Genomic DNA, 12,466 nt, shown 5'->3' with positions numbered 1-12,466 from the left:
TTCAGGCGGTCTGCTTGCGACCGATGAAAGCGGCGATGTTGTCGATCGTATCGAGGTTGGCCGGTACGATATCGCCGTCGGCAACGCGGACGCCGTAGCGTTCCTCGATGAAGCTCACCAATTCGAGGATTCCCGTGGAATCGACCATGTCATTGTCGATCAACGAAAGATCGTCGCCAAACGGCCGGCTTTCGTCACCGAACAGAAAGTTTTCGATGATGAAACCGCGAATTTCGGCTTTCATGCCGGTGCTTTCATTGGTCATTTGGAGCTTCCTTCGATTTTTTGCGATGACATTGTGGAATTCTGGGTCGTGGCAGCATGCAGAAGCTGGGTCGAGAGTATGCCGACGAAGGCGGCGTTGTCGCGAAAGCCGGTCGCCTGTTTTTGCCGCACCTTGGTTGTCAGCTTTTCCACCGCCTGGGCATTGAACAGGCCGGTGGTCCTCACTTGACCGGTAGAAAGTACGGTTTCGAGATAGCCGGCATCCGCGAAGGCTTCTGCGTCGGGCGCGCGATAGGGCTGCTTGGGTCGGTATAAGATCGCATCGGGCACCAGCTCGGCTGCAGCCTGTTTGAGGATATACTTTTCCTTCAGACCGCGCAGTTTCGCCTCGGGATGGAGCGCTGCGGCAAAGTCCACCACACGGGGATCGAGGAACGGAAACCGGCCTTCCACTCCATTTGCCATCATGACCCGGTCTCCCTGACTGGACAGAATATAGCCGGGCAAGAGAAATGCTGTCTCGAGGTACTGCGCCTGATGAAGCGGATGCCAGCGGCGGAAATCCTCCGGCAACTGCGCGGCAAGATCGGCCGCAGCGTCGTAGTCGCCAAGCTGCGCTTTCAATTCCGCTGAAAAGAAGATTTTCGCCGCCGCCGTAGAGCGCAAGCGCGGCCGATGGGAAAACAGCGGTTCGTCGGTGGCTTCTGCGCCGAAGGAGAAGAAGCGTGCCAGATAATCCGGCGTCTGCTGTTTCAGCCCCGGAAGGTAGGGATAAAGCCGCTGGAACAGTTTCGGCCGGCGAGCCGATTGCGGCTGGCGGCTGCAAAAGCGCCGTACCCGCGCTTCGCGGAAAATATCGTAGCCAGCGAACAGCTCATCAGCACCTTCACCGGTCAGCACCACCTTCATTCCCCGTTCGCGCACATGCCGGGAAAGCAGGTAAAGCGGCACCGGTGCTGTGCGAAGAATGGGCGTCTGCACGTGCTCCATGACCTCAGGCATGTATTGCGCTATGTCCGCAGTTGAGCACTCCGTGGTTTCGGATGCGACGCCAAGATGCTGGCTCATTGTTTTCTGCCAGATACTTTCGTCGTGCTCCGCACTTTCGAAGGCCAGCGAAAATGTGCGCAGGCCTCGGCTAACGCTTTGCGCAGCCAGGGCAGAAACGAGGGAGGAATCGAGCCCGCCGGACAGATAGGAGCCGACAGGCACATCGGCGCGAAGCCTGATCCGCGTTGCGTCGGCCAGAAGCGCCGTCAGCTCTTCCACCTGCGCGCCAAGGCTTGCCGGCGGTGCTGCGTCCTTGCCGTCAGGATAGGAAAGTTGCCACCAGCGCCGTACCGTGGACGCGCCATCGCGCAGGATCATCAGATGACCGGGCGGCAATTCGTGAATGCCGCGAAAGGCGGTGCGCGGCGGCAACGGGAACCAGAAGGTGAATATCTGATCCAGCGCCACCGGATCGATCTCGGCCGTCATTCCCGGCAACGCCAGAAGCGCCCCGATCTCGGATGCGAAATAAAACGTACCTTCATGCCACGTATAATAAAGCGGCCGGACACCCATCCGGTCACGCGCAAGCACCAGCGTGTCATTGCGGGCGTCGTGCAGGGCGAAGGCAAAATCGCCGTTGAATTCGTTGAGGCAATCCAGCCCCTTGTCGCGATAGTCATGCAGGATGACTTCGGTGTCGGAGTGGGTGCGGAAATGGTGGCCGCGTGCGGACAGCGTTTCGCGCAGTTCGACGTGATTGAAGATTTCACCGTTGAAGGAAATGGCAAGATCGTCTTCGACGGTGCGCATCGGCTGCGTGCCATCGGCAATGCCCACAATCGCCAGCCGTGCGTGGGCAAGGCCGACATCGCAGCGCAGCAGGGCTCCATGCGCATCTGGACCACGATGCTTAAGACGCGACGCCATCAGCGCAAGGCGCTCGTTTGCGTGCTCGGCCGGCATGTCGTGTCGATAAAATCCGGCAATTCCGCACATTACTCGACCGCCTGACCAAAGCTGTCACCGATGAGGCGCGTCCAGCTTTCACCGCAAAAGCCGTTAAAAAATGCCGTTCCATCCGTCGCTGCCTTGAGGAGGTCCGCATTGCGCGAATGCACGATGGTGGATGACGCATGCAGAAACGTGCATTTCTTGCCGAGCATCGCCCGCAGCAGTGCCGGCTGGGTGCGACCTCTGATGGCCGCGAGACCACGATCATAGGCATTGCGGATCAGCCGATCGATCACGATCTGCTCCTGCCCGGGCACGGCCATGATCTGCAGCGTCCGGCCGACGCCCGTTGGATTGCCGTGGTAAAGAAAAAGCCCCACCGCCCTGCCGCCGCGGGCCCTCACAATCCGTTGGACTGGTTCGCCGTGCAGACGTTTGCGTTTGGCGTGTTGGAGCATGTGCAACAGGCTTTCCTCGGTCCAAACGGGATGGAGCGGAAAGTGGCCGACGAGTTCCCGTGCCAGACGCGCGAATTCGGTATCGCTCGCGTCGTCGTCGGTAAAGCTGTCCACCTTGTCCGGATGTGATGCGTAATAGGATAATGCTCGCCCATGGCCACGCGCCGAAATGGTGCGATCGATGATCTTGCTGAACGGCGTCAGCGCGCGGAAAGTGCTGGAGAAACGATCAGCGGCTATTTCCAGCCCGAATGAAGCCGGGCGTAAAATCCGCAGCCAATCGAGACTGTAGGAGGCGAGCAGCTGGCCGCGCATCGTCTTCCACATATCGGCGGAAACGTCGTTGATCGTCTCCCCGAATGTCAGCTCCTGAGGTCCACCCAAAACTTCGCGCAGCAAACGCGCTCCGGCAAAGGGATCGGTCTCACGGTCTTCAGCGACAAAGGAAGAGCAGACAGCAGCCTGTATGTTCCGGCCATTAAGTTCCATTGCCACGGGCAACACACCCAGAAATCCAGACACGCGCCCATCGTCACGCACATAGACCTTGGAGTGAATATCCGGATTTATGTTTGAATTTTCGAGAAAGACGGCGCGCAAATATGAGGTCAGATCATCTGTCGCGGCCCCATCCTTCTTCCGCAAAAAACGGTGAAACATGTCAGCCACGGACACGAGATCGTCCGCAATAAATGAGCGTATTTCAGACATACTCGCCGCTTCTTGCCGGATAGATATTTAATCGAAAGTAATTATCATTCCTATTCTGCCGCAGGCGTATTAATCAGAAGTTATGTGCCGGCGTTTTTTCGCGTGATTGTGGCGTTTTGCAAAGAATTTGACGGGTAATTTCAACCCTAGAGCGCGTCCGGTTTCAACTGAATTCGGTGGACGCGCTCTATATCTTTGGTTTCAAACGTTTTTCCGGACGTAAAAGTCCTACGCCCGGAAATACTTTAGTATTGGACAGACAGGGAATCGATTGGCGCAGCTTTCGGCGGTGCGAACTTGGTCAGATCGATACCTACCACGGCGGCCTTGTATTCCTCAGCGCTCGGTGTGCGGCCAAGGATTGCCGACAGTACCACGACAGGGGTCGAGGCCAGCAGCGATTCACCCTTCTTCTCGGCAGTGTCCTCAACAACGCGGCCCTGGAAGAGACGGGTCGAGGTTGCCAGAACAGTATCACCCTTCTCCGCCTTCTCCTGGTTGCCCATGCAAAGGTTGCAGCCCGGGCGCTCCAGATAGAGGATGTTCTCGTATTCCGTCCGGTTGGCAGTCTTCGGCTTGAGATCATCGAACTCGAAGCCGGAATACTTCTGCAGGATTTCCCAATCCCCTTCCGCCTTCAGCTCGTCGATGATGTTATAGGTCGGTGCCGCGACCACGAGCGGCGCCTTGAACTCGACCTTACCTTCGGCCTTCTCGATGTTCTTCAGCATCTGGGCGACGATCTTTATGTCGCCCTTATGCACCATGCACGAACCGACGAAGCCCAGATCGACCTTCTTGGTGCCGCCGTAATAGGACACCGGACGGATCGTGTCATGGGTGTAGCGCCGGGAGACATCGGTGTTGTTGACGTCGGGGTCGGCGATCATCGGTTCGTCGATCACGTCCAGATCCACGACGACTTCAGCGAAATATTTCGCATTGTCGTCAGGGGCCAGAGCGGGCTTTTCGCCCGAGCGGATTTCGGCAATACGCTGATCTGCCTTGGCGATCAGGCCCTTCAGTGTCTGGGCGGCATTATCCATGCCCTTGTCGATCATGATCTGGATACGCGACTTGGCGATTTCCAGCGACTCGATCAGCGTCTCGTCTTCAGAGATACAGATCGACGCCTTGGCCTTCATCTCGGCCGTCCAGTCGGTAAAGGTGAAGGCCTGGTCAGCGAGCAGCGTGCCGATATGGACTTCGATGATGCGGCCCTGGAAAACGTTGTCGCCATGCTGCTTCAGCATCTGCGCCTGCGTCGCATGGACAACATCGCGGAAGTCCATATGCGGCTGCATCTTGCCCTTAAAGGTGACCTTGACGGATTGCGGGATCGGCATGGTCGCCTCGCCCGTCGCCAGTGCCAGCGCCACAGTGCCAGAGTCGGCACCGAAGGCCACGCCCTTGGACATGCGGGTGTGGCTGTCACCGCCGATGATGATCGCCCAGTCGTCCACGGTGATGTCGTTCAGCACCTTGTGGATCACGTCCGTCATCGAATGATAGACGCCCTTGGGGTCGCGGGCAGTGATGACGCCGAAGTTGTTCATGAAGGACATGAGCTTCGGAATGTTCGCCTGCGCCTTCTTGTCCCAGACGGAGGCCGTGTGGCAACCCGACTGGTACGCACCATCCACCAGCGGCGAAATGACGGTCGCCGCCATCGCCTCAAGTTCCTGCGCCGTCATCAGACCGGTCGTGTCCTGCGAGCCGACGATGTTGACCTTCACGCGCACGTCGGAGCCGGCATGCAGCACCTTGCCGGGCGTGACGCCAACGGCATTGCGGTTGAAGATTTTCTCGACGGCCGTGAGGCCCTGGCCTTCGATTGAAATTTCCTTGTTGGGCGCAAAGACCGGGGTGGCCTCGACGCCAAGCGTTTCCGCCGCAAACGTCTGGAGCTTCTTGCCGAAGACGATGGCATAGGAGCTGCCCGCCTTCATGAATTCCATCTTCTGCGGTGTGAAGGAGGATGAGAGATCGACCAGTTCCGTGCCGTTCTCGTCACGAAGCTTGTAGCTCTTGGCGTCGATCTTCAAAACGGTGCCGGTCTCAACCGAATATTTCTGCTCCAGAACCGGATTGCCGTCATTGTTGAGGATGGGCTTGCCGTCTTCGCCGAGCTTCTTCACCCAGTTCTTGAGGTTGATGCCGATGCCGCCCGTGACGTCGACAGTGGTGGCGAAGATCGGCGAAATGCCGTTGGTGCCAGCAACGATCGGGGCGAAGTTGACGAAGGGCACATAGGGGCTGGCCTGCTTGCCGGTCCACAGCGCCACGTTGTTGACGCCCGACATGCGCGACGAGCCGACGCCCATCGTGCCCTTTTCGGCGATCATCATCACCCGCTTGTCGGGATGCTGCTTCTGCAGCGCGACGATTTCCGCCTGCGCTTCCGGCGTGATCATACACTGGCCGTGCAGCTGCCGGTCGGAGCGCGAATGCGCCTGGTTGCCAGGGGACAGAAGATCGGTAGAGATATCGCCTTCGGCGGCGATGAAAGTCACGACCTTGATCTCATCCTCTACATCGGGAAGCTTGGTAAAGAACTCAGCCTTGGCATAGCTCTCAAGAACACCCTTCGCGACGGTATTGCCCGCCTTGAAGGCATCGCGCAGCCGGAACATGTCTGCGTCATAGAGAAAGACCTGCGTCTTCAGCACTTCGCCTGCCTGCTGGGCAAGCCCGGCATCATCACCAAGGGCGATGTCGAGCAGCGCTTCGATGGAGGGGCCACCCTTCATATGCGACAGCAGTTCGAGGGCGAAAGTGGGCGTGATCTCCGGAACGACAGTTTCGCCCAGAATGATCTGCCTCAGAAAGGCGGCCTTGACGCCGGCAGCGCTCGTGGTGCCTGGCAAGGTGTTGTAAATGAAGAATTTGAGGGCATCCGCGCGATATTCGCTACCGGTATCCCTGATCAAGGCAATGATTTCGCCGGTTAATTCGCCATCGTCGATCGGCTTGGGAGCGAGCCCTTGAGTTTTTCTGCTTTCGATCTCAGCCAGGTAATCCAAGTAAAGGTTCATCGCAATCCCAACGTCATGAGGTGTATGGCGCCGAAACGCAGCGCCACGAAACACTATTGTTAATCGGCCCAGGGTCCTATCGATTTCGAGTACGTCAACCAGGGCCGGAAGGCAAGATAGCGCACTCTGTTTCTGTTTTCGATAAGGGAACAGGAGAACATGCGGGCAGGCATGCCGTCTGCCGTCGTGCCCCCAGGGATGCGCCCGGCATTCCTCCCCGCGGCCTGCCGTACGCGATGCCGGCAAACCATAGCCTCACCGATAAAAGCAACGTCGAGCACAAAAAAATCCGGCCACCGAGGAGGCGGCCGGATCAGGCATGCAGAAGATAAGAGCAATCACATCTTCGGAAGCAGAACCTTGTCGATGACATGAATGACGCCGTTCGACTGCTTGACGTCGGCGATCGTCACATGCGCAACACCACCCGCTTCGTCGGTCAGGGTAATCTTGCCCATGCTTTCCTTCGCCTTGAGGATGCAGCCGCCGACCGTCTTCACATCATGGGTGCCGTTGTCATCCTTGATCATCTTCTCGATGGCGCTGGACATGGCATCGGCCGCCACGACATGACAGGTCAGGATCTTGGTCAGCTGCGCCTTGTTTTCCGGCTTCAGCAGAGTTTCGACTGTACCCTTCGGCAATTTGGCAAAGGCCTCATTGGTCGGAGCGAAGACCGTGAACGGTCCCTTGCCCTGAAGGGTTTCTACGAGACCGGCAGCCTTGACGGCGGCGACCAGCGTGGTGTGATCCTTCGAGTTGACGGCATTCTCGATGATGTTCTTGTTTTCGTACATTGCAGCACCGCCGACCTTTGGATTTTCAGCAAAGGCACCCGAAGCAAGAGTCGAGATTGCCGTCGCAAGGGCGAGCGTACGGATTGCGGACTTGAACATTGAATATTCCTCTTCCCTAATCGCCTCGGCGCGGAAGCGCGCCTCTGAAGGCCTGTCGTTCCCGTCTCGGGGAACAGCACAAGTGACGAGAGCGACAGGAGGAAAGTTTCAAGCAAAAGGCAGTTTCATACGATCACTTGCTACAGCGCTGATTCATTTCGGCTTTTTCTCAACCGAATTACACTCGCGATCGGCCAGTGCGCAGTGATCTGCAAACGGAGCAACCCTAACAAGGGGCGAAAGCTCCCCGCAACCATTCGATTTACAACGCTGCCGTCGGCGCTAGCAGCTGGAGAAGCGAAGCCAAGAGCATGTTGCCACCCGCAATACTATGCTCCTGCTCCACATATTCAGCCTCATTGTGACTGAGACCGTCCCGGCAGGGTACGAAAATCATGGCCGATGGCGCGACGCGGTTCATAAAAAGCGCATCGTGGAATGCGCCGGAGAGCATTCTCTTTGTTGCAAAGTCCCGCTCTTGTGCGGCCTGATCCAATACGGCAAGTAATTCATCCGGAAAACTTGCCGGCGGCATGTCGAAAATCTGCGAAATAGTCGCCGAGCAGCCTGTGTCCGCCGCTGCCTGCTGGATAGCCATGCGGATTGTCTGCTCCATGACGCCGATTGTTGTCAGCGAAGGGTGTCTAAAATCGATCGTGAAGCGCACCGTTGCCGGGATCGCGTTCACCGCGCCGGGTTCAAGGGCCATTCGGCCAATCGTGAAACGCGCGGCCGGATCGGCTGGCATGATGTCGCGATAGAGTTCAGACAGCGCGTTGACCGTGGCTTGCATGGGGTCATGCCGATATTGCAGCGCCGTTGTTCCAGCGTGGGCGGTCTGCCCGTCGATAATCACCTCCAGCCAGCGCGTTCCCTGTATGCCGGTGACGATGCCGATCGGTAAGCCCTCTTTTTCCAATGAAGGGCCTTGCTCGATATGGACCTCGAGATAAGCGAAAACCGGCGTGCCCAGAGGCCGCATCGCGGCAACCGGGAGACTTTCCAGCGTGGCGGAGAGTTCATCTGCGAAAAGCGCACCGTCAGTCGCGCGCATGGTCTCCCAGGCGCTTGGAATTGAACCGGCCGCAAAGGCCATGGAGCCCATGCAGCCCGGCGCGAAGCGGCAGCCCTCTTCATTCGTGAACGACACGACCTCCACCGGCCGCTCGGTTTCCACCCCGCAATCTTCGAGTGTTTCCAGAACCTCAAAAGCTGCGAGCGTGCCGAGCGCACCGTCAAAACGACCGCCTGCAGGCTGACTGTCGAGATGACTGCCGATAAGCAGCGGCGACAGATCCGGGTTGCGCCCCTCGCGGCGAATGAACAGATTGGCAATCGGGTCCTGAAAGACCTTGAAGCCGCGCTGCAGCGCCAGCTCCGTCAGCAATTGCCGCGCCTGCCGGTCGAGGCCGGTCAAGGCCTGGCGGTTTACGCCACCCTTTGCCGTCGCGCCTATTTGCGCAAACCGGTCGAGTCGATCGATAAGTCGCTGCCCGTTGATCGAAAGAGTTTGCGTCATCATCATTTCCCGTTTGCCCTCAACCCGAAAGCCCTGGCTGCGCCGCCTCAACAAACGATCGCACACGGGCAGGCTCGACAGGGTTCCACCAGACACCGCCCTTTTTTAGCGACGAAGCGACGATGACACCGCTGGTGCGCTTCAGGATTTCAACGATATTGGCTTCCCCAACACCAGAACCGACCAGAAGCGGAAGATGTGTGGCCTGCCCGATCTCTTCGATTTCCGCGATCGTTGCGCTGTTGCCGGTTCGCTGGCCAGTAGCGATCACCGCATCCGCATCAAAGAAGGCAAGGTCGCGGGTCAGCTCATCGATGCTACGATCACCCGTGATAGCATGCGCGCCATGCTTGACGTGGCTGTCGGCGAAAACCTTTATGTGCTCGGCCCTGAGCAGGGATCGATAACGCATCGCTTCCGCCGCACGCCCTTCCATGAAACCCTCGTTGGCGACATAGGCATTGGCCCACTGGTTGACGCGGATGAATTTCGCCCCGCCTGCCATGGCAGTGGCGAAAGCCGGGATCGGCGCATTGGCAAGCACGTTGATACCGAGCGGAACGCCAGTCGCCCGCGCGACCCGGTCAGTCACCACGCTCATGAAGGCAGGTGTCTCATGACCGATATCCTCCGGCTTGGAAAAGGGAATATCGCCATGGTTTTCAACGAGAAGACCATGCATACCGCCTTCGATCAAAGCCTCGGCATCGCGCATGCAGACGTCGTAGATGGCATCCATGGCCGCGCCACGATACCTTGGTGCTCCGGGAAACGGCGGGCAATGCACCATGCCGATCAAGGCCTTGTCACGACCAAAGATTTCCTGGATGGCATTCGCCCTATTGTCGGATATGATCTGCATGCCTTGTCCTCTCGAAAGTTTTTCATGCGTGCCTTCGTCATCGGCAATATCGCGCTCGACGAAACCTATTCCGTTTCCGCCCTGCCGGAAGCCGGGGCTTCGATTTTCGGCCGGCAGGCCTTCCGCGATCTTGGCGGAAAAGGCTGCAATCAAGCCATTGTCATGGCCCGATGCGGGCTCGATACCACATTGACTGCTGCTGTAGGTACAGATGACAGGTCTGCGACCATCCGCGCCCGCCTTGCAACCGAACCTCTGACCGCCGACCTCATTGGCATGGATGGGCAGACCAGCGATCTCTCCATCATCTTCAACACGCCCGATGGTGAAAACAGCATCGTCACGACCACTGCCTGCGCACAATCCCTGACCCCGGAAGACGTGGCCGGAACCCTTGGTACAGCCAGCCCCGGCGACCTTCTCGTCGTGCAAGGCAATCTGGGCGAAACAACCACCCGTCTCGCACTGTCGCAGGCAAAGGCAACGGGAATGATCACCGCATTCAATCCGTCACCTCTCCAACCCTGGTTTGAAAGTCTCTGGCCGCTCACGGACATCGCTTTCCTCAACCGCGGCGAAGCGGCCGCCCTGACCGGGGATACCGGCTCGACAGCGATAAAATTGCTCATTTCAGCCGGTGTCCGCCAGGTCATCCTCACCCTTGGCGGCGAGGGTTCGATGCTTGGCACGACAAACCAATGCCTGACCGTGCCCGCCGAAAAAACTGGCGTTGTCGACACGACGGGTGCTGGCGATTGCTTCATGGCCGTCACGCTGGCCTCCGCCGCGTTGAGAAACGTCAGTGTGGATGAACGGGCGTTGAGGCATGGCGCAAAGGCATCTGCGCTGACCGTCAGTCGTCGGGGCACGCTTTCAGCCTTTCCCGATATCCTTGAGCTCGCGGATATTTTGTCCAACTGACGATCCTCTCCACCGATACATGCCGCCGCGCTCAGCGAGCTTCTGTCAGCCAGCCCAGAATGTTTTTCCACAAACGGCCGTAGCCCTGCCATTCGCAGAAGGCGGGAGAGAGCCAGTGCGGACCAATGTCGGACGTCCACGCCGCTGTCCGACCCTGGCCAAAAACGCCGGTGACCAGAAGCGGATGACCGCCCTGCTCCGCAGGCAGGCGGGCGACCACGTCCACATCCGCGCGCTCGCGCACCTCTACCTCATTGACACCGAGGAGAAGCGGCCATTCGCCGGAAAGACCTGCAACGGTGGGATGATCCGGCATCAGAATGTCGGCCGTCGATCCTTCTGGAATTTCAACGCGGTCATCCCATGGCAGGCAGGTCACGGGAAGCGTATCTTCCACGGGGGTGCGACGCCACCGGGCCTTGCCATCGATACCCTGGAACGAGAAATATCCGCCAACCATCAGCAGGCCGCCGCCCTTTTCGACCCATGCCTTGAGAAGCTTCAGACGGTTTGGAACGGTTTTCGAGTGCAACCAAACCGCAGGCGGCAAAAGCAGCGAATTGGCACCGATGTCAGAGAGGATGATCGCGTCATACGCATCCAGCCCCGCCATATCGAAGGGAAGTTTCTCGACAGCATCATGAGCCGTCAGGTAGGTCAGCTCGTATTCACTACCTTCGAGCGCCTTTACCAGAGGTTCCGCGCCCAAGTGAAAGGTGACGCTGCCGAACTGGTCGAAGCCCTTGTAGTGAGTGGCGGAGCTGACCCAGCTTTCGCCCACGAGAAGTATTTTCTTTATCATTTTTCGTTCCATTTCTATGGGTTCGTCACGTCTTCGCCTGGAAGACCGAGCGCGGGTTATCCCGCATGAGGATTTGCAAGGTGAGGTCATCCAGACCATGCCGCTTCAATCGCGGCAGGAAATGCTTGAGGATATAGGCGTAACCATTGCCGCCATACCGCGTCAGCATCATCTTCAGGAAAACATCGTGGGAAAGCAGGATGCGGTCCAGATATCCCCGCTCCACCAGCTGGACGATGGCTTTGGCCGCTTCGTCGTCACTCGGGCATTGGACCTGCTGATCGGCATAGAAGAAATCCATGCCGATCATGTCGTATTCGATGAAGGCACCGCGGCCGGCAAGTTCTCCCTGATAGCCAAGGTCATCATGCGACGGGTTCATGTGACACAGAACGGTGTGACTGACATCCGCGCCTTCCTGCTCGACTACATCGAGAACCCTGTGACCCAGCCTTAACCAGCCCGGAAGATGCACCATGAGGGGCAAACCTGTACGGGCCTGCGCCCTCGCCGCACCCCGCAGCGATTTTTGCTCCTCGGGGGTGAAGTCCGAGGACACACCGATCTCTCCGATCAGACCGATTTTCACGCCGGTTCCGTCGACGCCCTGAAGCGCCTCGTGAACGATTTCATTGGCGATGTCGTCGATGCTGAGCGCTGCCACTTTCTCAGGATGGGAGGAGGCCAGATAATAACCCGCCCCCATCACGATGTTGAGCCCGGTCGCCTCGGATATCCGCCTGAGGGCAAGCGGATTTCTGCCGATACCCTGGCAGGTCGGCTCCACCACTGTATGGCCGCCCTGAGCGGCGAATTCATGCAGTTCTTTAATCGCAAGCGGCTCATCATCCAGCGTGATGTTGTGCTTGTTGACGAAGGGATCCTGGCGAAGTTCGCCGAGGATTTCCTGGCAGACCAAGCCCTCTGCCAGATATTGCCGCTCCGGCGTTTTCGGTGCGTGCCACCAGCAGCGGCAATCGTTGAGAATATGCTCGTGCATCAGCGTCACGCCGAGCTTTTCCACCGGGACGGGACCGGCAACCGTCATGAAATTGCCGGAGCGAATATGGCCTTTCGAGAGTTCATCCACCAT

10 protein-coding genes are annotated in these 12,466 nt (G+C 58.4%); 1 reads left to right on the top strand and 9 read right to left on the bottom strand.

Features of this window, described 5'->3' with window-relative positions:
• Position 1 precedes the first annotated feature (1 nt).
• The 7 genes from G6L97_RS20525 to G6L97_RS20495 all read right to left on the bottom strand — a co-directional run bounded on the left by G6L97_RS20525 (position 2) and on the right by G6L97_RS20495 (position 9,650).
• Positions 2 to 265: an acyl carrier protein gene (locus G6L97_RS20525; RefSeq protein ID WP_003518245.1), complete on the bottom strand. Its 264-nt coding sequence runs from the start codon at positions 263 to 265 to the stop codon at positions 2 to 4.
• Positions 262 to 2,214: an asparagine synthase (glutamine-hydrolyzing) gene (gene asnB / locus G6L97_RS20520; RefSeq protein ID WP_013762221.1), complete on the bottom strand. Its 1,953-nt coding sequence runs from the start codon at positions 2,212 to 2,214 to the stop codon at positions 262 to 264. The genes G6L97_RS20525 and asnB overlap by 4 nt, the downstream gene beginning before the upstream one ends.
• The gene (locus G6L97_RS20515) at positions 2,214 to 3,338 is read right to left on the bottom strand and encodes a hypothetical protein (protein ID WP_174003658.1); all 1,125 of its coding nucleotides are present in this window, start codon (positions 3,336 to 3,338) and stop codon (positions 2,214 to 2,216) included. The genes asnB and G6L97_RS20515 overlap by 1 nt, the downstream gene beginning before the upstream one ends.
• A 245-nt stretch (positions 3,339 to 3,583) precedes the next feature.
• Entirely contained in the window at positions 3,584 to 6,373 is a 2,790-nt protein-coding gene (locus tag G6L97_RS20510) for a bifunctional aconitate hydratase 2/2-methylisocitrate dehydratase (protein WP_013762219.1), read from the bottom strand.
• A gap of 338 nt (positions 6,374 to 6,711) precedes the next feature.
• Positions 6,712 to 7,269, bottom strand: a complete 558-nt coding sequence (locus tag G6L97_RS20505) for a fasciclin domain-containing protein (RefSeq protein ID WP_003518253.1) — start codon at positions 7,267 to 7,269, stop codon at positions 6,712 to 6,714.
• 262 nt (positions 7,270 to 7,531) lie between these two features.
• The gene (locus G6L97_RS20500) at positions 7,532 to 8,788 is read right to left on the bottom strand and encodes a Zn-dependent hydrolase (RefSeq protein WP_041694712.1); all 1,257 of its coding nucleotides are present in this window, start codon (positions 8,786 to 8,788) and stop codon (positions 7,532 to 7,534) included.
• Between the two features lie 19 nt (positions 8,789 to 8,807).
• A complete protein-coding gene (locus tag G6L97_RS20495; RefSeq protein ID WP_013762217.1) occupies positions 8,808 to 9,650 on the bottom strand; it encodes a BtpA/SgcQ family protein in 843 nt (280 codons plus the stop codon).
• Positions 9,651 to 9,674: 24 nt separating this feature from the next.
• Here G6L97_RS20495 and G6L97_RS20490 point away from each other — a divergent pair, with 24 nt between their 5' ends.
• Entirely contained in the window at positions 9,675 to 10,571 is an 897-nt protein-coding gene (locus tag G6L97_RS20490) for a ribokinase (RefSeq protein WP_013762216.1), read from the top strand.
• Positions 10,572 to 10,602: 31 nt separating this feature from the next.
• Here the strand turns inward: G6L97_RS20490 and G6L97_RS20485 are convergent, their stop codons facing one another.
• Together G6L97_RS20485 and G6L97_RS20480 are read right to left on the bottom strand one after the other, a co-directional pair.
• The gene (locus G6L97_RS20485; RefSeq protein WP_025595133.1) at positions 10,603 to 11,373 is read right to left on the bottom strand and encodes a glutamine amidotransferase; all 771 of its coding nucleotides are present in this window, start codon (positions 11,371 to 11,373) and stop codon (positions 10,603 to 10,605) included.
• A 25-nt stretch (positions 11,374 to 11,398) separates the two neighbouring features.
• Positions 11,399 to 12,466, bottom strand: a complete 1,068-nt coding sequence (locus G6L97_RS20480) for a phosphotriesterase family protein (protein WP_013762214.1) — start codon at positions 12,464 to 12,466, stop codon at positions 11,399 to 11,401.

Source organism: Agrobacterium tumefaciens (genome assembly GCF_013318015.2).
Taxonomy (GTDB): Bacteria; Pseudomonadota; Alphaproteobacteria; order Rhizobiales; family Rhizobiaceae; genus Agrobacterium; species Agrobacterium tumefaciens.
This window is presented reverse-complemented; position numbering and strand designations above follow the sequence as displayed.

Coding starts and splice junctions, on each gene's coding strand:
- G6L97_RS20525 (WP_003518245.1), bottom strand. CDS start 265: ATGACCAATGAAAGCACCGGCATGAAAGCCGAAATTCGCGGTTTCATC.
- asnB (WP_013762221.1), bottom strand. CDS start 2,214: ATGTGCGGAATTGCCGGATTTTATCGACACGACATGCCGGCCGAGCAC.
- G6L97_RS20515 (WP_174003658.1), bottom strand. CDS start 3,338: ATGTCTGAAATACGCTCATTTATTGCGGACGATCTCGTGTCCGTGGCT.
- G6L97_RS20510 (WP_013762219.1), bottom strand. CDS start 6,373: ATGAACCTTTACTTGGATTACCTGGCTGAGATCGAAAGCAGAAAAACT.
- G6L97_RS20505 (WP_003518253.1), bottom strand. CDS start 7,269: ATGTTCAAGTCCGCAATCCGTACGCTCGCCCTTGCGACGGCAATCTCG.
- G6L97_RS20500 (WP_041694712.1), bottom strand. CDS start 8,788: ATGACGCAAACTCTTTCGATCAACGGGCAGCGACTTATCGATCGACTC.
- G6L97_RS20495 (WP_013762217.1), bottom strand. CDS start 9,650: ATGCAGATCATATCCGACAATAGGGCGAATGCCATCCAGGAAATCTTT.
- G6L97_RS20490 (WP_013762216.1), top strand. CDS start 9,675: ATGCGTGCCTTCGTCATCGGCAATATCGCGCTCGACGAAACCTATTCC.
- G6L97_RS20485 (WP_025595133.1), bottom strand. CDS start 11,373: ATGATAAAGAAAATACTTCTCGTGGGCGAAAGCTGGGTCAGCTCCGCC.
- G6L97_RS20480 (WP_013762214.1), bottom strand. CDS start 12,466: ATGGTGGATGAACTCTCGAAAGGCCATATTCGCTCCGGCAATTTCATG.